The 20,130-nt window shown below is 61.7% G+C and carries 18 protein-coding genes; 9 read left to right on the forward strand and 9 right to left on the reverse strand.

Going from position 1 to position 20,130, the window contains the following annotated elements; all coding sequences use genetic code 11:
• Positions 1-6: 6 nt before the first annotated feature.
• Positions 7-1,029 (forward strand): NAD(P)H-dependent glycerol-3-phosphate dehydrogenase, encoded by a 1,023-nt coding sequence (locus tag GYH35_RS23355; protein ID WP_161810263.1) that lies wholly within the window; start codon positions 7-9, stop codon positions 1,027-1,029.
• Between the two features lie 4 nt (positions 1,030-1,033).
• The gene (locus GYH35_RS23360) at positions 1,034-1,429 is read left to right on the forward strand and encodes a VOC family protein (protein WP_161810262.1); all 396 of its coding nucleotides are present in this window, start codon (positions 1,034-1,036) and stop codon (positions 1,427-1,429) included.
• A 4-nt stretch (positions 1,430-1,433) separates the two neighbouring features.
• Here the strand turns inward: GYH35_RS23360 and GYH35_RS23365 are convergent, their stop codons facing one another.
• From GYH35_RS23365 to glnA, 5 genes are all read right to left on the reverse strand, one after another.
• Positions 1,434-1,889, reverse strand: a complete 456-nt coding sequence (locus GYH35_RS23365; protein WP_161810261.1) for a tRNA (cytidine(34)-2'-O)-methyltransferase — start codon at positions 1,887-1,889, stop codon at positions 1,434-1,436.
• Between the two features lie 116 nt (positions 1,890-2,005).
• Positions 2,006-3,421, reverse strand: coding sequence for a nitrogen regulation protein NR(I) (gene ntrC / locus GYH35_RS23370; RefSeq protein WP_129641508.1), 1,416 nt, complete (start codon positions 3,419-3,421; stop codon positions 2,006-2,008).
• Complete coding sequence (gene glnL, locus GYH35_RS23375) at positions 3,390-4,505, reverse strand: nitrogen regulation protein NR(II) (RefSeq protein ID WP_202624536.1); 1,116 nt, start codon at positions 4,503-4,505, stop codon at positions 3,390-3,392. The genes ntrC and glnL overlap by 32 nt, the downstream gene beginning before the upstream one ends.
• 77 nt (positions 4,506-4,582) lie before the next feature.
• Positions 4,583-5,311 carry a DUF4124 domain-containing protein gene (locus GYH35_RS23380; RefSeq protein WP_161810259.1) on the reverse strand — a complete coding sequence of 243 codons (729 nt, stop codon included), beginning with the start codon at positions 5,309-5,311 and terminating at the stop codon, positions 4,583-4,585.
• Between the two features lie 176 nt (positions 5,312-5,487).
• Entirely contained in the window at positions 5,488-6,900 is a 1,413-nt protein-coding gene (glnA, locus tag GYH35_RS23385; RefSeq protein ID WP_161810258.1) for a glutamate--ammonia ligase, read from the reverse strand.
• A gap of 414 nt (positions 6,901-7,314) precedes the next feature.
• Between glnA and glyQ the strand changes: the two genes are divergently transcribed.
• The 3 genes from glyQ to GYH35_RS23400 are packed head-to-tail and all read left to right on the forward strand — an operon-like array spanning position 7,315 to position 11,104.
• Positions 7,315-8,253: a glycine--tRNA ligase subunit alpha gene (gene glyQ, locus GYH35_RS23390; RefSeq protein WP_161829612.1), complete on the forward strand. Its 939-nt coding sequence runs from the start codon at positions 7,315-7,317 to the stop codon at positions 8,251-8,253.
• Positions 8,250-10,331: a glycine--tRNA ligase subunit beta gene (gene glyS, locus GYH35_RS23395; protein ID WP_161810256.1), complete on the forward strand. Its 2,082-nt coding sequence runs from the start codon at positions 8,250-8,252 to the stop codon at positions 10,329-10,331. The genes glyQ and glyS overlap by 4 nt, the downstream gene beginning before the upstream one ends.
• A 14-nt stretch (positions 10,332-10,345) precedes the next feature.
• Entirely contained in the window at positions 10,346-11,104 is a 759-nt protein-coding gene (locus GYH35_RS23400; protein WP_161810255.1) for a lysophospholipid acyltransferase family protein, read from the forward strand.
• Between the two features lie 67 nt (positions 11,105-11,171).
• Here the strand turns inward: GYH35_RS23400 and gyrB are convergent, their stop codons facing one another.
• The 4 genes from gyrB to dnaA form a co-directional block, all read right to left on the reverse strand.
• Positions 11,172-13,589 (reverse strand): DNA topoisomerase (ATP-hydrolyzing) subunit B, encoded by a 2,418-nt coding sequence (gyrB, locus tag GYH35_RS23405; RefSeq protein ID WP_161829613.1) that lies wholly within the window; start codon positions 13,587-13,589, stop codon positions 11,172-11,174.
• A 28-nt stretch (positions 13,590-13,617) separates the two neighbouring features.
• Positions 13,618-14,682, reverse strand: a complete 1,065-nt coding sequence (gene recF, locus GYH35_RS23410) for a DNA replication/repair protein RecF (RefSeq protein ID WP_161829614.1) — start codon at positions 14,680-14,682, stop codon at positions 13,618-13,620.
• Between the two features lie 21 nt (positions 14,683-14,703).
• The gene (gene dnaN, locus GYH35_RS23415) at positions 14,704-15,801 is read right to left on the reverse strand and encodes a DNA polymerase III subunit beta (protein ID WP_161810252.1); all 1,098 of its coding nucleotides are present in this window, start codon (positions 15,799-15,801) and stop codon (positions 14,704-14,706) included.
• 219 nt (positions 15,802-16,020) lie between these two features.
• Positions 16,021-17,388, reverse strand: coding sequence for a chromosomal replication initiator protein DnaA (gene dnaA, locus GYH35_RS23420; protein ID WP_161810251.1), 1,368 nt, complete (start codon positions 17,386-17,388; stop codon positions 16,021-16,023).
• Positions 17,389-17,643: 255 nt separating this feature from the next.
• Between dnaA and rpmH the strand changes: the two genes are divergently transcribed.
• The 4 genes from rpmH to yidC are packed head-to-tail and all read left to right on the forward strand — an operon-like array spanning position 17,644 to position 20,122.
• The gene (gene rpmH, locus GYH35_RS23425) at positions 17,644-17,778 is read left to right on the forward strand and encodes a 50S ribosomal protein L34 (RefSeq protein ID WP_161810250.1); all 135 of its coding nucleotides are present in this window, start codon (positions 17,644-17,646) and stop codon (positions 17,776-17,778) included.
• The gene (gene rnpA, locus GYH35_RS23430; protein WP_235936844.1) at positions 17,717-18,187 is read left to right on the forward strand and encodes a ribonuclease P protein component; all 471 of its coding nucleotides are present in this window, start codon (positions 17,717-17,719) and stop codon (positions 18,185-18,187) included. The genes rpmH and rnpA overlap by 62 nt, the downstream gene beginning before the upstream one ends.
• The gene (yidD, locus tag GYH35_RS23435; RefSeq protein WP_161810248.1) at positions 18,172-18,414 is read left to right on the forward strand and encodes a membrane protein insertion efficiency factor YidD; all 243 of its coding nucleotides are present in this window, start codon (positions 18,172-18,174) and stop codon (positions 18,412-18,414) included. Before rnpA ends, yidD begins: the two co-directional genes overlap by 16 nt.
• Complete coding sequence (gene yidC, locus GYH35_RS23440) at positions 18,407-20,122, forward strand: membrane protein insertase YidC (protein WP_161829615.1); 1,716 nt, start codon at positions 18,407-18,409, stop codon at positions 20,120-20,122. Before yidD ends, yidC begins: the two co-directional genes overlap by 8 nt.
• Positions 20,123-20,130 lie beyond the last annotated feature (8 nt).

Raw genomic sequence — 20,130 nt, forward strand, 5'->3', positions numbered from 1 at the left:
CGCGCCATGTCTGTCGCGCCAGAGGCGGCAGCCGACAGCTCAACCTGCGTGGTGCTGGGCGCCGGCTCTTGGGGCACGGCGCTCGCAATCCAGTTAGCTCGAGTCGCGCTTCCCACCTTGCTGTGGGGACGCGACTCGACGCATCTCGGCGAGCTTCAACGAGATCGGCGTAACGCGCGCTATTTGCCAGACGCTGCTTTTCCCGAGCAGCTGCGTATCGAGCCTGATTTGAAGTCAGCTCTGCAGGCAAGCCGCGATGTCATCGTGGCTGTGCCTAGTCACGCCCTGCGCGGGATGCTCGAGGAGATCGCTCCTCATTTGTTGCCCGATGCCCGCGTGGCCTGGGCGACGAAAGGATTCGAAGTTTCCACGGGCTTGCTACCGCACCAGGTTGCGCGCGAGGTGCTGGGCGAAAGCGTTCCCACCGCCGTGATCTCCGGACCTACGTTTGCCAAGGAAGTGGGCGCCGGTCTGCCGACTGCGATGACGATCGCCGCCTCGGATCCTGGTTACGCTGCCGAGTTGGCGCAACGTTTCTCCGGGCAGAACTTCCGCGCTTATACGTCGACCGATATCACTGGCGTCGAGGTCGGTGGCGCCATCAAGAACGTGATGGCCATTGGCGCGGGCATTTCCGATGGCCTCGGCTTTGGCGCCAACACACGAATTGCTTTGATCGCTCGCGGGCTGGTCGAGATGACCCGCTTGGGCGTCGCGCTCGGCGCGAAGAAAGAAACATTCATGGGATTGGCCGGGCTCGGCGATCTGGTGTTGACCTGCACGGACAATCAGTCGCGCAATCGACGCTTTGGTTTGGCGCTGGCGTCGGGCGAGAAGGTGGAAGCCGCGCAGAAGACCATCGGCCAGGTCGTCGAAGGTGTGCTCGCGGCCAACGCCGTTCGCTCCGTTGCTCAGCGAGCGGGCGTGGAAATGCCGATCTGCGAGCAGGTTTACCGCGTCGTGTATGAAGGCGTTGCCCCCAAAGATGCGGTGAAAGAATTGATGAGTCGGGCGCTCAAGCCGGAGTGAGCTGATGAAATCGATCCAGCCCTTTCTGATGTTCCAGGGCGAACAAGCCGAAGCAGCGATGACTTTCTACGCGTCGCTGTTCCCCGATACCGAGGTCACCGATATCCAGCGCTACGGGCCGGGGGCGGCCGGCAAGGAAGGCTCGGTGCTGCGAGCCACGCTCTCCATCGCCGGTCAGAGCGTGATGTGCATCGACAGCCCCGTGAAGCATGCTTTTACTTTCACGCCGGCGTTTTCGTTCTTCATCGAGTGCAGCTCGGAAGATGAGCTGGATCGGTTGTTGGCGGCCTTGTCCGAGGGCGGGGCGACGCTGATGCCGCGCGGCAACTATGGTTTCAGCCGGCAGTTTGCCTGGGTGAACGATCGGTTCGGGGTTTCCTGGCAGCTCAATCTGGCCTGAGGTTTCAAATGAATCCGAGCTGCCGCCAGGCTTCGTAGACGACTACTGCAGCCGCATTGGAAAGATTCAGACTGCGATTGCCGGGACGCATCGGAATCGTGAGCCGCTGCTCGGCCGGACATGTTTCCAACAGGTCCTGCGGCAGGCCGCGAGTTTCCGGGCCGAAGACGAACGCGTCGCCGGGTACGAACTTCGGCTGATCGTAGCGGGTCTTCCCGCGAGTTGAGATGGCGTACCAACGCTTTACGGAAATGGCGTTGAAGCACTCATCCAACGAATCCCACGCTTTGACGTTCGCGAGATCGGCGTAATCCATTCCCGCGCGCCGCACGGCCTTCTCGCTGATATCGAAACCGAGCGGCCGGATCAGATGCAGCGACGAGCCGGAGTTGGCGCACAGGCGAATGATGTTGCCGGTGTTCGGAGGGATCTCCGGCTGATAAAGAATGACGTGGAACAACTCAGCGCCCTGCTAGCCAACAGGCGCGGAGATTAACAGCGCCGGCGTCGATGATCGATGGCGCTGTCTTGGTCAGCGCGGCGAAGCCGCGCAACCCACCTACAGCCAATGCGGCGTTATTCGTCGTCCATCGCCAGCTCTTTGAGCTTGCGTGTCAGCGTATTTCTACCCCAGCCGAGCAGCTTCGCCGCTTCCTGGCGACCGCCTTCCGCCTTACGTAAGGCAGCGCGGATCAGCGTGCGTTCGAACTCGGGCATGGCGTCGTCGAGCAGCGGGGTTTCGCCGGCGGCGAGGCGCTTCTCGGCCCAGTTGGTGAGCTGGCGGGTCCACTCGTCCTGCAATTTCGCCGGCCCCGGCACGCCACCGAGATCCGCCGGAATGTCTTCGGCTTTGATCTCCCGACCCGGCGCGGTCACCGTCAGGCGACGACACGCGTTCACTACCTGTCGAACATTGCCCGGCCAGTCGAAGTTGGACAGCGCCGCCGCCGCCTCCGGCGTGAGCACCTTCGACTCGACGCCCAACTCGACCGCAGCTTCGGTCAGGTAGTGCATCAGCAGCTCGGGAATGTCTTCGCGACGCTGACGCAGCGGCGGAACTTCGATTCGAATCACATTCAGGCGATGTAACAAGTCCTCGCGAAACAGGTTCTGCTTCACGCGCCCTTCCAGATCCTGGTGAGTCGCCGCGATCACTCGCACATCGACTCGCACCGGCACCTGACCGCCGACGCGATAGAACTCGCCCTCCGCCAACACACGTAGCAACCGCGTCTGCAACTGCGGCGACATGTCACCGATTTCGTCCAGGAACAGCGTGCCGCCATCGGCCTGCTCGAACCGTCCGCGACGTTGCGAGTCTGCGCCGGTGAACGAGCCCTTCTCATGGCCGAACAATTCGGACTCGAGCAAATCGGCCGTGAACGCCGACGTGTTCAACGCGATGAACGCCTTGTTTGCACGCGGGCTGTGACGGTGCAAGGCGCGAGCGACCAGCTCTTTACCCGTGCCGGATTCGCCCGTGATCAACACCGTCATGCTGGAGCGCGACAGCCGACCGATCGCACGAAACACTTCCTGCATTGCCGGCGCTTGGCCAAGCATTTCAGGAATACGCCGCGCTTCGGTCGAAGCTTCTTCGACTCGCGTCTTTTGCTGAGCTGCGCGACGCACCAGATCGACCGCCTGATCGATATCGAAGGGCTTGGGCAAATATTCGAACGCGCCGCCTTGATAAGCAGCGACTGCGCTATCCAGATCCGAATGCGCAGTCATCACGATGACGGGCAAATCGGGTTGGTTATCTCGAATTTCGGTCAGCAGCTCGAGCCCGCTGCGTCCCGGCATGCGAATGTCAGTAATCAAAACATCGGGTCGATCCCGGCGTAGCGCTGCGAGCGCTGTGTCCGCGTGATCGAAGGCCGTGGGCGCCATGCCGCCCTGGCGCAGCGCGCGCTCCAGAACCCAGCGGATGGAGGCATCGTCGTCGACGAGCCAGACATTAAGGGGCTTGACTGGTGTGGTCTGTAACATGGAATGGCAACAAAATAGTAAAGATGGTTAGACCCGGCCTGCTCTCGAATTCGATCAGGCCGTCGTGACGACTCACCAGGTCTTGCGCCACTGCCAGACCAAGTCCAGTACCGTCGGCTCGCCCCGTAACGAGCGGATAAAACAAAGTGTCGCGCAGATGTTCGGGTACGCCCGGGCCGTTGTCCTCGAACTGCACGCTGGCGACGAGTCGGTGCCGACGCGCGCCGATATTCACATTGGTGAGCGCGCGAGTGCGCAACACCAGCCGTCCGCTGCGACCCGCGGTCTGGGCCAGCGCCTGCATGGCGTTCTTGCCCAGATTCAACATCGCTTGAATGATCAGATCGCGATCGAGGTTCAGCGGCGGCAGGCTCGGATCGTAGTCGCGATCGATGACGACGCCGGGCGGCGCGTCAGCCCCGAGCAAATGACCCACGTGCTGTAGCAGCTCGTGAATGTTGATCGATTTCTTGCGGGGCAAATGACCGGGACCGAGCAACGTGTCGACCAGCGTTACCAAGCGGTCGGCTTCGCTGATGATGACCGTCGTGTATTCGCGCATCGATGCGTCGTCGAGCTGGCGTGCCAGCAGCTGCGCGGCGCCCCGCAATCCGCCGAGGGGATTTTTGATCTCGTGCGCGAGCTGACGAATCATCAAGCGGCTGCCGCCGATCTGCGTGAGCAAAGCGGTTTCGCGCGTGATGCGCTGGTGCTGAGTGGCGTCGCTGATTTCGATGAGCACGGCGCCAGGCGCGCCACTCTCTTCATAAGGAGCGACCGTGCAATCGACGACGAGCTCGCCGTCGCCATAGATCGGACGCAGCTGCAGCTCACGCCGTGAGAATGGACGCGATGTCGTGGCCGCCCGGTCGATGACCTCATCGAGCACGGCCGAGTCTTCTAACAATTCGGCCAGCGGACGGCCGCGCACCTGGTTGCGACTGACGCCGAACAGCGTCTCGGCCGAAACATTCAAAAAGAGCAGGGAACGCGCGCGGTCGACGATCAGCACGCTGGTGCTGAGACTGTCGAGGATGCGCCCGGAGTCAGCGGTGGCCATGCGATGTGAGGGCTGTGCAGCCATTCGCGTCCTTCACCGTGGCCACGAGCGAAGGAACGACGCGGCCGCTCGCTCGAGCGGCGCGCAGGTGGAAACAAATGTTACTTGCCGGTGTTCTGGCCCACTGGCGCGGGCTTCGGCTTTGCGGGCGCCTTCGGCGGCACGACGGGCGCGGGCTTGGTTTTCACCGGCAGATTGGTGCGCGGATCGATGGCTGCCTTGCTGCCATTCAATGCGGCAAAGCTCGGCTGCTTGGTCACCAGCTTGTTGCCCGCTGCACGCTTCGGCGGTTTGCTGCGCATGGCCGGACCGACCGGCGGCTGCGCGCCCGATTCCTGGCGCACGTGGAAAGTAACAACCGGCGTTTCTTGAATCGTCTGGCCGCCGGCGCTGATGACAGCCTTCACGGTATGCGTACCGCGCGGCATGTTCGAGAATTCGTGGCTGTCCCCACTGAAACCCGCCACGGGCGCGCCATCCAGGTACAGCGCCACCGTATGCCGCGCATCGATCGACGGTGTCGCCGCCAATTGCACGGTGACGGTGCCACCGGTATTGATGATGGCTTGGTCCTGTTGGGGATTGACGATGACGAAGCGCGAATAAGCCGGACCGGCTTTGACCGGCGTTTCCTGCGGCGCTGACGGCGCGTAAGCAGGCGGCGGACTGGCGGGACGATTCGCGCCGCCGCTCAATTCCACCTTTTCCGCACCGGCCACGGGTTGATCCGAAAAGTGCGTAACGCCCTTCTCGTCCACCCACTTGTAAACGGTCTGACCGGCGAAGGCCGGTGCCGCCAGTGCGAGGAGAACATAAAGCGCCGTACGCATATGTAATGAGCATAGCCGCTCCACCTCGACCTGACAAAAGCGGTGACGGCGCATTTGTGATGGCCGTCACCATAATCAAAAACTCGGCAGCGGCATGCATCCGAAATGCCGGCTCCGGGCTGAACGCCGGGCGGTGAAGCCCGGCGTCCAACGTGAACCGCCGCTGACTGCTGGGGTTAGACGCTGTAATACAGCTCGAACTCCAGCGGGTGCGTCGACATACGCACCTTGGTCACTTCCTGCATCTTCAGCGCGATGTACGCATCGATGACGTCGTCGGTGAACACGCCACCGGCCTTCAGGAAGCCGCGATCCGCATCCAGAGCCTGCAGCGCCTGTTCCAGCGAGTAGCAGACTTCCGGAATGTTCTTGGCTTCTTCCGGCGGCAGGTCGTACAGATCCTTGTCCGCGGCTTCGCCCGGGTGGATCTTGTTCTGGATGCCGTCGAGGCCGGCCATCATCATGGCCGCGAACGCGAGGTACGGATTCGCGGTCGAGTCCGGGAAGCGCACTTCGATACGACGGCCCTTCGGGTTCGACACCCAGGGAATACGGATGGAAGCAGAACGGTTGCGCGCCGAGTACGCCAGCATGACCGGCGCTTCGAAGTGCGGCACCAGGCGCTTGTAGCTGTTGGTGCTGGCGTTCGTGAACGCGTTGATGGCCTTGGCGTGCTTGATGATGCCGCCGATGTAGTACAGCGCCATGTCCGACAGGCCCGCGTACTTGTCGCCCGCGAACAGCGGCTTGCCGTCCTTGGAGATCGACTGGTGCACGTGCATGCCGCTGCCGTTGTCGCCGACGATGGGCTTCGGCATGAAGGTCACGGTCTTGCCGTAAGCGTGCGCGACGTTGTGAATCGCGTACTTCAGCATCTGCACTTCGTCGGCCTTCTTCACCAGCGTATTGGCGTTCACGCCGATTTCGCACTGGCCGGCGGTCGCCACTTCGTGGTGGTGCACTTCGACCTTCATGCCCAGCTCTTCGAGGGCATTACACATGGCCGAACGGATGTCCTGGAACGAGTCGACCGGCGGCACGGGGAAGTAGCCGCCCTTCACGCCCGGACGGTGCGCCATGTTGCCGCCCTCGAAGCTCTTGCCCGAGGACCAGGCTGCTTCGACGGAATTGATCTCGAAGAACGACCCCTGCATGTTGGTGCCGTACTTCACGTCGTCGAAAATGAAGAATTCGTTTTCCGGGCCGAACAGCGCCTTGTCGCCGACGCCGGTGGACTTCAGGTAGGCCTCGGCGCGCTTGGCGATCGAGCGCGGATCGCGCTCGTAACCCTGCATGGTCGAGGGCTCGAGCACGTCGCAGCGGATGATCAGCGTGGGCTCTTCGAAGAACGGATCGAGCACAGCGGTGCTGGCATCCGGCATGAGCACCATGTCGGACTCGTTGATGCCCTTCCAGCCGGCGATCGAGGAGCCATCGAACATCTTGCCGTCGTCGAAGAAGCTTTGGTCGACGGTGTGCGCCGGGACGGTCACGTGCTGCTCTTTGCCGCGGGTGTCCGTGAAGCGCAAGTCAACGTATCTGACCTCCTTCTCTTTCAACATGCTGAGGACTTCAGCGGGGGTCGTCATGAGTTCTCCTCCGGTAGACAGCGAGATTGAGATGTCCCGGGCCGCTCGCCGCTACGACGCCAGGAGGTTGTTGAGGCTGCGGGCCATGGCTGAGTGTTCTTCGAGCGGGGCCCACCAAATCGCCTGACAAAATTGCAGGAAGCATGCCAGCGCACCGTCATGGCGCAACTGCTTGGTTTTGGTGGCGCGACGCGGAAAACATTACAGAACCACGCCCCAAATTGGAGCACACAGACAGGATGCCGCACCATACGTGTGCACACGCTGTCGTACCCAGGCCCCAATCTGTAGCAGGTCAGCGTTTCACGGGTGTAGCGGGCTGCAGCGGGTGAGACCTGCTGCTCAACGAGCGCGGTCGTGGAACATAACCCGCACGGTATACTCGCGCGCTTTTCCCCACTGACCGGACCCCAGATGGCCGCATCGAAAGCCGTCGTCCCGCCGCGGACATTTCAGGACCTGATCTTCGCCCTCCAGTCTTACTGGTCGAAGCAAGGCTGCGTGATCCTGCAGCCCTACGACATGGAGATGGGCGCAGGCACCTTTCACACGGGCACCCTGCTCCGCGCCGTCGGCCCCGAGCCGTGGAGCGCGGCGTATGTGCAGCCTTCGCGCCGGCCGACGGACGGTCGCTATGGCGACAACCCCTTCCGCCTGCAGCACTACTATCAATTTCAGGTGGTGTTGAAGCCGTCGCCGCCGAACATCGTCGACCTGTATCTCGGCTCGCTGGCATCGCTCGGCTTCGATCCGCTCACTCATGACATCCGCCTGGTCGAGGACAACTGGGAATCGCCAACCCTCGGCGCCTGGGGCCTCGGCTGGGAAATCTGGCTGAACGGCATGGAAGTCACGCAGTTCACTTACTTCCAGCAAGTGGGCGGTCTCGACTGCGAGCCGGTGATGGGCGAGATCACTTACGGTCTGGAGCGCCTGGCGATGTATCTGCAGGGCGTGCAGAGCGTGTACGACCTGTTGTGGGCCGACGGTCCGCTCGGCCGCGTGACCTACGGCGACGTTTATCACCAGAACGAAGTGGAGCAGTCGAAGTACAACTTCGAGCTGGCGGACACAGCGCTGCTGTTCCGTCACTTCGACGATCACGAGGCCGCCTGCAAGAAGCTGCTCGAGGCTGGGCTGGCGCTGCCGGCGTATGAGCAGATGCTCAAGACATCGCACACTTTTAATTTGCTGGATGCGCGCAAGGCCATCTCGGTCACCGAACGTCAGCGCTTCATCCTGCGCGTGCGCGCACTCGCGAAAGAAGTGGCCGAGACCTATTACAAGACCCGCGAAGCATTGGGCTTCCCGATGCTGAATCGCGCGACCGCCGAAGCTGGAACCGCAGCATGAGCAAACGTGATTTCCTGGTTGAGATCGGCACCGAGGAATTGCCGCCGAAATCGTTGTTCACTCTGGCCGAGGCCTTCGCCGCCGGTGTGACCAAAGGACTCGATGACGCATCTATCAAACACGGTGACGTGAAGTGGTACGCCACGCCGCGCCGGTTGGCTGTATTCGTGGCGGGCGTCGCCGATCAACAGCCGGATCAGCAGATCAAACGTCAGGGCCCCGCGGTGGCAAATGCCTTCGGTCCCGATGGTCAGCCGACCAAGGCGGCGCTGGGTTTTGCGGCGTCGTGCGGCGTGACCGTCGAACAGCTCGTTCAGGTCGACGGGCCGAAGGGCAAGGTGCTGCAGTTCGAAGGCTCGAAGCAGGGCGCTGCTACGTCGTCGTTGTTGCCGGGCATTGTGACGAGCTCGCTCGAGGGTCTGCCCATCGCCCGTCGCATGCGCTGGGGCGCGGGCTCGCAGGAATTCGTGCGTCCCGTTCACTGGGTCGTGATGTTGTTCGGTTCGAGCGTCGTTGAAGCGGAGATCCTCGGCATCCCGGCGGGCAAACAATCGCAGGGTCATCGGTTCCACGGGCCGAAGCAGTTGGCCATCGGCAACCCGGCGAAGTACGCGGAAGTGCTGCTCGAGAAGGGGCATGTCGTCGCCGACGTCGCAGCTCGTCGTGAGCGCATTCGCGCTGAAGTGAACGCAATCGCCGAGACGATCGGCGGCCAGGCAGTCATCGAGGATTGGTTGCTCGATGAAGTTACGGCGCTGGTCGAATGGCCGGTCCCTCTGTCGGGGCGCTTCGATGAACAGTTCCTGCGCCTGCCGCAGGAAGTGCCGATCGCGACCATGCAGGACAATCAACGTTACTTCCCGGTGCGCAGCAGCGACGGGCAGCTGATGAACTATTTCATCACCGTTGCAAACATCGCCAGCCGCGATCCGGAGCGGGTGCGCGATGGCAATGAACGGGTCGTGCGTCCGCGCCTGGCCGACGCCGCATTCTTCTGGGACACCGATCGGAAGGACCGTCTCGAGGCCCGGTTCGCCGCACTGAAGTCGGTGACGTTCCAGGCGAAGCTGGGATCGCTGGCCGACAAGAGCATGCGCGTCGTTACTATTGCGCAGCGGATCGCTGAAAGTATCGGCGGCAGTGCTGAGCTCGCGGCACGCGCGGCCAAGCTGAGCAAATGTGATTTGCTGTCGGCGATGGTCGGCGAATTCCCCGAGCTGCAAGGCCTGATGGGCAAGTACTACGCGCAGCTCGATGGCGAAGACGCCGAAGTCGCCACGGCGCTCGAGGAACAATACTGGCCGCGCTTCGCAGGCGACAAATTGCCTGCCACGAAGACCGGCATCGCGCTGTCGGTCGCCGACAAGCTCGACACCATCGCGGGCATTTTCAGCATCGGTCAGAAGCCGTCCGGCACCAAAGATCCGTACGGTCTGCGGCGCGCGGCGCTGGGCATTCTGCGCACGATCAACGAGCACAAGCTCGATCTGGATCTGCGCCGGCTGGTGGATGGGGCGGTCTCGTTGCAGCCGGTCACGGCGCCGGAAAACATCGGCGAGGAGATCTGGGGCTATTTGATGGAGCGTCTGCGGTCTTCGTATCTGGAGGACGCGGGCGGCCGTGCAGTCACGACGGAAATGTTCGATGCCGTGCTCGCGAGCAAGCCGCAGTCGACGCTCGATCTCGACATCCGCCTGCAGGCACTCGAAGGCTTTCTGACATTGCCTGAAGCCGCGAGCCTGGCCGCCGCGAACAAGCGCATCGCCAACATCCTGCGCAAAGCGACTGGCGACCTTTCTGGCATCGTGGAAATCGGTCAGTTCCGCGAGCCGGCGGAACGCCAGCTGTTCGATCACGTTGTTTCCATGGAGCGGGCGGTCAATCCCTTGTTCTCTCGCCGTGAATACACCGGCGCACTGACGCAGCTCGCGACCTTGAAAGAGGATGTAGACCGCTTTTTCGATTCGGTGATGGTGATGGCCGAGGATCCGGACGTGCGCGCCAATCGATTAGGCTTGTTGGTACGCCTGCGCGGACTGTTCCTGCAGGTGGCGGACTTGTCGCGATTGCCGGGTTAGGACGAGGCATCTGAATGCAGTTGCTGAGGTCGGTTCTATTCACCACTTCGCTGTTCATCGGGACACTGCTCTATGCAGTCGTCGTGCTGGCGTTTGGCTGGCTGCCAAGCCAACAGCTGTACGCGATCGCGCGGAGCTGGGGCCGCGTGAACATGTGGCTGCTCGCAAAGCTCTGCGGTCTGACCTATACGGTCGAGGGTAGGGAAAACATTCCGCCGGGCGCGCACGTGTCCATGTGGAAGCATTCATCCGCCTGGGAAACGATCGCGCAGGCCGCTGTCTTTCCGCCTCAAGCCTGGGTGCTCAAACGCGAGCTGATGTGGATCCCGCTGGTCGGCTGGGCCGTCAAATGTCTCAAGCCCATCGCCATCAATCGCAAGGCCGGCGCGACAGCAGTGAACCAAGTAGTAGAGCAGGGCAAGCAGCGTCTGGAACAAGGGCTGTGGGTTCTGATCTTCCCCGAGGGCACACGCGTCGCCGTCGGCGAGACTCGAAAGTACGGCGTGAGCGGCTCGCTGCTCGCATCGAAAGCCGGCTGCAAAATCATTCCGGTCGCTCACAATGCCGGCTACTTCTGGCCTCGCCGAGGCTGGGTGAAGAAGCCGGGCACGATTCGCGTCGTGATCGGCCCACCCATCGATGCGGCAGGTCGCGATCCTCGTGAGCTCAATGAGGAAGTGCGGGCGTGGATCGAGAAGAAGCTCGCGACACTCTCTCCTACTGGCGCGAGTGGAGTGACGGATGCGTCCGGCCGGCCGATCGCTGCCGGCTAATTATTAATTCTGCCTTGATCATCGGCGGCAGAAACTCTACGTTCCTGCCGCCGATTGTTAGATTTAATTAAATATCAAGGTTGGCGACGGCGAGTGCGTTCTTCTCAATGAACTCACGTCGCGGCTCGACCTGATCGCCCATCAAGGTCGCGAAGATGTCGTTCGCCGCCAGGGCATCCTCGATGCGCACCTGGATCAAACGACGAGTCTGCGGATTGATGGTCGTATCCCAAAGCTGCTCGGGATTCATCTCGCCCAGACCTTTGTAGCGCTGGATGCTCTGCCCTTTGCGGCCCGACTCGAGCAACCAGTTGATCGCTTCCTTGAAGCCACTCACTTCCTGCTTGCTGTCGTTCTTGGCGATGTAAGCCCCCGGCTTGAACAACCCGGCGAGCGTCGTCCCGAGATCGGCAATGCTCCGATACTCCGCCGACTCGAAGAACTCGCGATGGATGTGCTTCTCCTGGGTGATGCCGTGCTCGATGCGAGCGACCAGCAACCTCGGCGTTCCGCCATCGACCGCGGCCAGCACTCGCACCCGATACTTCCGAGCGGCATCGTCGTAGGCGTTGAGCTGGGTCTCCAGCGTACGGCCCCACTGAGTCAGCCAGTCGAGCTGATCGTGGTTCGCGGGCGTCACCTCAGGCATGTACAGCAGCTGTTCGAGCACGCGCTCGTCGTAGCGGCGAGATGAGCGCCTGATGATCGAGGCGACTTCCATCCAGCGGCGAGCCAGAGTCTCCAAAGCCGACCCCGTCATCGGCGTCGTCTGCGCCGGGTCGGCGAACAGCTCCGCGTCTTCCAGAGCGTAAGTCAGCAGCATGGAATCGAGCTCGGCCTGGTCCTTCACATAGTGCTCGGACTTGCCCTTCTTCAATTTGAACAGCGGCGGCTGCGCGATGTAGATGTGCCCGCGCTCGATCAGCTGCGGCATCTGGCGATAGAAGAAAGTGAGCAGCAGGGTGCGGATGTGCGAACCGTCCACGTCCGCGTCGGTCATGACGATGATGCGGTGATAGCGCAGCTTCTCGACATTGAAGTCGTCCGCGCCGATGCCGCACCCGAGCGCGGTGATCAGCGTGCCCACTTCCGCCGACGACAGCATCTTGTCGAAGCGCGCCTTCTCGACGTTCAGGATCTTGCCCTTCAACGGCAGGATGGCCTGAGTGCGCCGATCCCTGCCCTGCTTCGCCGAGCCACCTGCGGAGTCACCCTCGACCAGGAACATCTCGGACAGCGCCGGATCCTTCTCTTGGCAGTCCGCCAACTTGCCGGGCAGACCCGCCAGGTCCAGGGCGCCTTTGCGGCGAGTCATCTCGCGAGCCTTGCGGGCAGCTTCGCGGGCGCGAGCAGCCTCGAGCACCTTGTTCGCGACGGCCTTGGCCTGCGGCGGATGCTCCAGCAGGAATTCCTCCAGCTTCGCGCCCACCGCCGACTCGACGATGCCTTTGATCTCGGACGACACCAGCTTGTCCTTGGTTTGGGACGAGAACTTCGGGTCCGGCATCTTCACGGACAGGATCGCGGTCAAACCCTCGCGGGCGTCGTCGCCGCTCATGGCTACCTTGTCCTTGGCCGAGAACTCCTTGTCGATGTAGGCATTGAGCGTGCGGGTCAGCGCGCTACGGAAGCCGGCCAGGTGGGTACCGCCGTCCCGCTGCGGGATGTTGTTCGTGTAGCAGGACATGCTCTCCTGATAGGAGTCATTCCACTGCAGACCCAGCTCGACGGTGATCGGGCCTTCCTGAGTACGGAACCAGATGATGGTGTCGTGGATGGCCTGAGCATTGCGGTTCAAGTAACGGACGAACTCTTTGATGCCGCCTTCGTGGTGGAAGACCTCGTGCTTGTCGTCGCGCTCGTCGATCAGCTCGATCCGGACGCCGGAGTTGAGGAACGACAGCTCGCGCAGCCGTTTGGCCAGCACGCCGTAATCGAACTCGATGTTGGTGAAGATCTGGGCGCTGGGCTTGAAGCGGATGCTCGTACCGCGCTTCTGCGTCGTCCCCGTCTCCGCCAGGGGCGCCTGGGGATCGCCCAACCGATATTCCTGCTGGTACAGCTTGCCGTCTTTGTGGACGGTCAGGAGCAGGTACTCGGACAGGGCGTTCACCACCGACACGCCGACGCCGTGCAAACCACCCGAGACCTTGTAGGAAGAGTCGTCGAACTTACCGCCGGCGTGCAGCACGGTCATGATGACTTCGGCGGCCGAACGACCCTCCTCCGGATGGATATCCACAGGTATTCCACGGCCGTCATCGGCCACCGTGACCGACTGATCGGCATGGATGGTGACGGTCACTTGAGAGCAGTGACCGGCCAGTGCTTCGTCGACGGAGTTATCGACGACCTCAAATACCATGTGATGTAGACCGGTCCCGTCATCGGTGTCACCGATGTACATTCCGGGGCGCTTGCGGACCGCATCGAGGCCCTTCAAGACTTTGATTTTGCTGGAATCGTAGACGTCTTTATCTGTCATGGTCCGGCCTGAAATAAGTGCGGCGGCATTATACCATCGGCTCGAAATTGCCTTGTTTCACGTGAAACCTACGGCCAATTTCGATGCCCTTCAGTCCCCGCTCGTGAACCGAAGTGACGATCAACTGACTGGGGATCTCGGCGATCGCCAGAAGAAGTTTCCCCAAGTTATCCACATCCAGCTCGGCCGCCGGATCGTCCAACATGAGGGTGGTCGGCACCGCTCCGAGAGCGGTGTGACACTGCAACTGAGACAGGATGAAAGCGGCCGCCAGCATTTTCTGTTGGCCACGCGAAACCCGGTCCCTCGCCGGCGTCCCGTCGATCAGGAATCCGAGATCCGCCCGGTGCGGACCCACATGGGTGGTCTTGAGCCGCAGGTCCCTAGATATGGAGTCGTGGAGCGCCTCTCTCAACTCGACCTCCGCTGGCCAACCCCTACGGTACGTCAGCGTCGTGCCGGGCCCGACCAAGCGGGCGGCCAGGGATTCGAAGTGAGGCTTGAACTCTTCCACATAGTGAGCTCGCAATCGATCGACCTCTGCGCCGGCGGCACAGAAGTCCTGCTCCCAGGCCTGGATCAGTTCCTCCCCATGCGCAGAGCGCAACGCGGCGTTCCGCTGCGATAGGGCGCGCTGATATCGCCGCCAGTAACCGAGGAACTCACGTTTCACGTGAAACACTCCCCAGTCCATCAGTCGGCGCCGTCGAGCCGAACCCTCCTCCACCAACCGATGGACGCCAGGGTCGATGATCTGGAGCGGCAGGACTTCAGCGATGTCTGCGATGCCGGAAATGCCCTGGCCGGCGAGCTGGCCTTGAGTTCGGCCTTGGGTGTGTTCGAGGCCCGCGGTCAGCAAGCCGCGATGAGTCGCGATCCGGCCGACGACGCGAAAGAAGCTGGCGCCCTCTCGCTTGAGCTTTTCGGCCTGAGCGCTGCGGAACGAGCGCCCATGCCCTAGAAAGTAAATCGCCTCCAGCAAGCTGGTCTTGCCGGAGGCGTTGTCACCGAGAATGCCGGTCGAGCGTGAATCGAAGTCGAGGCTGGCGTGTTCGATGCAACGGAAGTTTTCGACCGTGATCGCAGTCAGCACCGGTGCACGCCCGCCATTGCTTTATAGCCTCATCGGCATGACGACGTACTTGGCCTGTGGCGCGCTGTCCGAGCTCAACAGGCAGCTATTGTTCGCGTCAGTAAGGCCGATCACGACGTCGCCGCTATCGACTGCTGCCAAGGCATCGAGCAGGTAGTTCACGTTGAAGCCAATTTCCAGCTCTTCGCCGGCGTAATTGATCTCCAACTCCTCCTCGGCCTCTTCCTGCTCCGGGTTATGGGACTGCAGGAGCAAAACCCCGGGACGAACCGCCAAACGAATCCCACGGTACTTTTCGTTCGAAAGAATGGCTGCACGCTGCAACGCTGAGCGGAGCACATCGCGATTGGCATTGATCCGTTTGGTGGGATTGCTCGGAATCACGCGACCATATTCCGGGAAACGGCCGTCAATCAGCTTCGAAGTGAAGCGAATGTCGCCGATCTGGGCGCGAACGTGATTGGTTCCGATCGCCAGCTCGACATTACCTTCGCCCGCGAGCAGGCGCTGCAGCTCGAGGACACCTTTGCGCGGCACGATCACTTGTTGAGCCGCACCGGCCTCGTGTTCGAGCGTGGTTTCGCAATAGGAGAGACGGTGGCCGTCAGTCGCGACCGTTCGCAGCGTTTTCCCATCAGCTTCCAGCAACATGCCGTTGAGGTAGTAACGCACGTCCTGCTGGGCCATCGAGAAATGGGTCTTGTCGAGCAGGCGGCGCAGGGCGGACTGCGAAATCAGCAGCGCCTTCTGAGCTCGGATGTCTTCCACGGTCGGGAAGTCGCTCGCCGGCAAAGTGGCCAGAGTGAAGCGGCTCTTGCCGGAGCGGACCGTCGCTCGCTCGCCTTCCACCGAGATCGTGACCGTAGCCTTGTCGGGCAGCGCCTTAATGATGTCCAGCAGCTTGCGGCCGGGCAGAGTGATTTCGCCGGGCGTTTGCAGCGTGACGTTGGCCTTGGCCACCAACTCCACTTCCAGATCCGTCGCCGTGATCGAGAGCTGCTCGCCGCGGCCGGAGATCAGGACGTTGGCCAGGATCGGCATGGTCTGGCGCCGTTCCACAACGCCGATTACCGCTTGCAGTGGCGCGAGGATGCTTTCCCGCTCAGCGCTGAACTTCATCGTGGTCACCTTAGCAATCTTAATTAGAGATTAAGTATTTAAAGAATTTATGATGATTATGAAGGCCCGCGCCGCTTGTGTATAACCCGTTTTTTCGGTTTTCCATCAGCTGCTTAGCGCCGTCAAAACTCATCTGCAAACTAGCCCTGAGCTTGTATCGAAACTGTGCGGCAATTGTGGATAACTAAAGCCCACGCTTCCCTCACAAATTATCCACAGTCATCCAGCCAGGGTTCTCAACAGGTTTGAGTAGTCCTCGCTGGTGCGCGTGTTCGACTCTCTGAGCTCTTTGATCACCCGGCAAGCGTGCAGCACCGTCGTGTGATCGCGGCCGCCGAACGCATCGCCGATCTCCGGCAAGCTATGACTGGTCAACTCTTTGGCCAGCGCCATCGCGACTTGCCGCGGTCGAGCGATCGAGCGGCTGCGACGCTTCGACAGAAGATCGGCTACGCGGATTTTGAAGTATTCCGCGACGGTCTTCTGGATGTTCTCGATGGTCACCATGCGATCCTGGGAAGCCAGCAGATCGCGCAACGACTCTTTCGCGAACTCCATGGTGATCGCACGGCCGGTGAATTGCGAGTTCGCCACCACGCGACGCAGGGCGCCCTCGAGCTCACGCACGTTGGAGCGAATGCGCTTGGCAATGAAGAACGCCACTTCATCCGGCAAATCGACGCGGGTCTGAGCGGCCTTGCTCATGAGAATGGCCACGCAGGTTTCCAGCTCCGGCGGCTCGATGGCCACCGTCAGTCCCCAGCCGAAGCGCGACTTGAGCCGCTCTTCCAGACCGTCCAGCTCCTTGGGATAGCGATCGCAGGTCATGATGATCTGCTGCTGGCCTTCGAACAGCGCGTTGAAGGTGTGGAAGAACTCTTCCTGCGAACGATCCTTGCCGGCGAAAAACTGGATGTCGTCGATCAGCAGGGCATCGAGCGAGCGATAGGCGGTTTTGAAGTCGTTGATGGTGTTGTGCTGAAGCGCTTTCACCATGTCGCCGACGAATCGCTCCGAGTGCACATAGGCGACCCGGGCGTGCTCGTTACGAGCTCTGATCATGTTGCCGACCGCGTGCATCAGGTGCGTCTTGCCCAGACCCACGCCGCCATAGATGAACAGCGGGTTGTAAGCACGGCCGGGATTCTCGGCCACCTGGAAAGCCGCGGCGCGGCCGAGCTGGTTGCTCTTACCCTCGACGAAGTTCGTGAAGGTGAAATCGGGATTGAGCCGGCTGCCCAGCACGGTCGGGATATCGCGGACCGGAGCGGGGGCGATGTAAGCAGGGGCGCGCGTAGCAGCTACGGGCTGATGAGTGTTGATCGTCATCGCGGGAGCAGCCGGCCGAGAGCCAACCTCCAGCACGACCGCCGGCGTGGGCTCCTCGCCCACCGCATCGACCAGCTCGGTGATCCGGCCAGCGACGTTTTCGTTCACCCAGTCGACGACGAACCGGTTCGGCGCGAGCAGGCGCAAGGTCCGTCCGTCCTCCACGGCCTGCAGCGGCCGGATCCACGTATTGAACTGCTGCTCCGGCAATTCCACTTCCAATTGCGCGAGACAGCGGCGCCACAACGAACCCTGCACGGTTTCGTCCCCTAATCGAATCAAGAAAGAATTGTTCTGCGCCAGGTCAACGCGAGAGGCGGCGAGTCTATACCGTTGGACAGGCAGTTATCCACAGGCAGTAGCCGCGAATTTTGTGCGCCGAAAGGCACTCTCGCGCTTGACAGTAAGGGGGGTGGTGCGTAGTCTTGCCGCCCCTCTACGCGCGCCAGCATGTACTTGTTTTAGCGCGATTTCTGGCCCGAGCCCAAGTTACGACATCGTTGAGATGCCCGCATGAAGCGTACTTACCAACCCAGCAAAGTTAAACGTCAGCGCACCCACGGTTTCCGCGCGCGCATGGCCACCCGTGCTGGTCGCCAGGTGCTGGCTCGTCGCCGCGCCAAGGGCCGCAAGCGTCTCACTGTCTGAGCGACGGCTCTGCAGCGGCGCTCGCACTCGTCCGATCCTAGACTTGCCAGCCCCGGCCCGACGCTTTCAACCGGCGCAGCGACTCCGGCATAAATCCGAATTCGATCGCGTCTACCGGGATTCACGCCGCTCCACCGACGCCTGTTTCGCAGTCCTTGCTCGTAACAGCGGCGGTTCGATTCCGAGACTTGGATTATCGATTGCCGCACGCACTATCGGAAACGCCGTGCGGCGTAACCGCATCAAGCGTCTGGTCAGGGAATCGTTTCGTCAGCATCAGCATGAACTGCCTGCGGTGGACATCGTCGTCAATGCGCGCTCCGGTGCTCGCGATGCGGACAATGCCGTCATCGTTCGCAGCCTGGAAAAGCACTGGCGTACGGTTGTAAAACAATGCGCGCCATCCTGACCGCTGCCGTTCGAGCCTATCGCTACTTCATCAGTCCGATGCTTGGGCCGACCTGCCGCTTCTACCCAAGCTGTTCCTGCTACGCCGAAGAAGCCTTGCAACAACATGGCGCGGCTCGCGGAACTTATCTCACGGTGCGCCGCCTGATGCGGTGTCACCCCTGGAACGAAGGCGGCTACGACCCGGTGCCACCTCCTCACAATACCAAGCCGGTTCCTCATGGATAACCAACGAGTATTCATCTGGGCCGCGCTCGCGCTGGTCCTGTACCTCAACTTCATGGCCTGGCAGAAGGACTATGCTCCTCCGCCCGCGCCGGCCAGCACTGCGGCTACGCAAGCGCAGTCTGCAAACGGCGCCGCGCCCGCGGCCAACGACACATTGCCGGATCTGCCGTCGAACGATCCGACCGCACCGCCCGTTTCCGCGAGCGGTACATCGGCCGCCACGGTCAATCAGAGCAACAACGAGACGATCGCGGGCACTGCTCCTGTCATTCGCGTTGTCACCGATGTGCTTTCGCTCGACATCAGCACTCGTGGCGGCGAACTGGTCCGCGCCGACTTGCTGAAATATCCCGTTCAGAAGAATCGCCCGGATGTGCCGGTGCGCCTGTTCACTCCAAATCCGCCGCTGTATGTGGCGCGTTCTGGTTTGCGGGCAGCGGACAATCGCGCCGAGCCGACGCATCAGGTGAGTTACCAGGCCGCGGCGAACGAATACAAATTAGAGGCAGGCCAGCAAGAACTGGCCGTGCCGCTGACCTGGACCGACGGCCAGGGCGTGACGGTCACCAAGACGTTCAAGTTCAAGCCGGGCAGCTACCAGGTCGATCTGAGCTACGACGTCGATAACCAGTCGGGCACCGAATACAAAGCCGCTTCGTATGTGCAGCTGATCCGTCACTACGAGCACGTCGAACGCTCGTACTTCAACGTCGAGACTTACGCCTATCGCGGTCCGGCGATCTTCGACAGCAAGGCGTATCGCAAACTGAACATCGAAGACGAAGACGATCGCGCCTTCAAAGGCACGTTTGCCGGCGGGTGGATGGCTGCTCTCCAGCACCACTTCGTCGCGGCTGCCGTGCCGCCGGTCGATGCTACTTACGACTATCAGCTGAGCCTCGATTCCGACAACGATTTCGTGCTTTCGTATCGCGGTCCGCTCGCAGCGGTGCCGGCCGGTGGCAAGCACACCTTCAATGAAACGTTGTTCGTCGGTCCGAAGCTGCAGGAACAGCTGGCCAAAGCCGGTCCGCGTCTGGAGCTGGTCGCCGATTACGGCAAGCTGACCATCATTTCGCAGCCGTTGTTCACCGTGCTCGAGTGGGTGTACGGCCTGGTCGGCAACTGGGGCTGGGCGATCGTCATCGTCACCTTCCTGATCAAGCTCGCCTTCTACAAGCTGACCGCGGCGAGCGGCCGTTCGATGGCGAAGATGCGCAACCTCGGTCCGCGCATCAAAGCGATTCAGGAACGTTACAAAGACGACCGCGAGCAACTCGGCCGTCAGATGATGGAGATCTATAAGAAGGAAAAGATCAATCCGCTCGCCGGCTGTCTGCCCATCCTGATCCAGATTCCGTTCTTCCTCGCCTTCTACTGGGTGCTGTTGGAAAGCGTCGAGATGCGGCAGGCGCCGTTCCTCGGCTGGATCACCGACCTGAGCTCGCGCGATCCGTATTTCATTCTGCCCATCCTGATGGCGGGTGCGATGTTCGCGCAGTTCAAGCTGCAGCCCATGCCGAGCACGGATCCGGTGCAGGCGAAGATCTTCATGTTCATGCCCATCATCATGTCGGTGACCATGGCCTGGTTCCCGGCGGGCCTGGTGCTGTACTGGCTGACCAACACCTTGCTGTCGATCGCCCAGCAGTGGCGCATCAACAAGCTGGTCGCAGCGGAAGGTAGTAGAGAGAAAGACCGGAGCTGACCCCGGTC

Origin of the sequence: Steroidobacter agaridevorans (assembly GCF_009932555.1) — a bacterium.
Lineage (GTDB): Bacteria > Pseudomonadota > Gammaproteobacteria > Steroidobacterales > Steroidobacteraceae > Steroidobacter > Steroidobacter agaridevorans.

Coding starts and splice junctions, on each gene's coding strand:
- GYH35_RS23355 (WP_161810263.1), top strand. CDS start 7: ATGTCTGTCGCGCCAGAGGCGGCAGCCGACAGCTCAACCTGCGTGGTG.
- GYH35_RS23360 (WP_161810262.1), top strand. CDS start 1,034: ATGAAATCGATCCAGCCCTTTCTGATGTTCCAGGGCGAACAAGCCGAA.
- ntrC (WP_129641508.1), bottom strand. CDS start 3,421: ATGTTACAGACCACACCAGTCAAGCCCCTTAATGTCTGGCTCGTCGAC.
- glnL (WP_202624536.1), bottom strand. CDS start 4,505: ATGGCTGCACAGCCCTCACATCGCATGGCCACCGCTGACTCCGGGCGC.
- GYH35_RS23380 (WP_161810259.1), bottom strand. CDS start 5,311: ATGCGTACGGCGCTTTATGTTCTCCTCGCACTGGCGGCACCGGCCTTC.
- glnA (WP_161810258.1), bottom strand. CDS start 6,900: ATGACGACCCCCGCTGAAGTCCTCAGCATGTTGAAAGAGAAGGAGGTC.
- glyQ (WP_161829612.1), top strand. CDS start 7,315: ATGGCCGCATCGAAAGCCGTCGTCCCGCCGCGGACATTTCAGGACCTG.
- glyS (WP_161810256.1), top strand. CDS start 8,250: ATGAGCAAACGTGATTTCCTGGTTGAGATCGGCACCGAGGAATTGCCG.
- GYH35_RS23400 (WP_161810255.1), top strand. CDS start 10,346: ATGCAGTTGCTGAGGTCGGTTCTATTCACCACTTCGCTGTTCATCGGG.
- gyrB (WP_161829613.1), bottom strand. CDS start 13,589: ATGACAGATAAAGACGTCTACGATTCCAGCAAAATCAAAGTCTTGAAG.
- dnaN (WP_161810252.1), bottom strand. CDS start 15,801: ATGAAGTTCAGCGCTGAGCGGGAAAGCATCCTCGCGCCACTGCAAGCG.
- rpmH (WP_161810250.1), top strand. CDS start 17,644: ATGAAGCGTACTTACCAACCCAGCAAAGTTAAACGTCAGCGCACCCAC.
- yidD (WP_161810248.1), top strand. CDS start 18,172: ATGCGCGCCATCCTGACCGCTGCCGTTCGAGCCTATCGCTACTTCATC.
- yidC (WP_161829615.1), top strand. CDS start 18,407: ATGGATAACCAACGAGTATTCATCTGGGCCGCGCTCGCGCTGGTCCTG.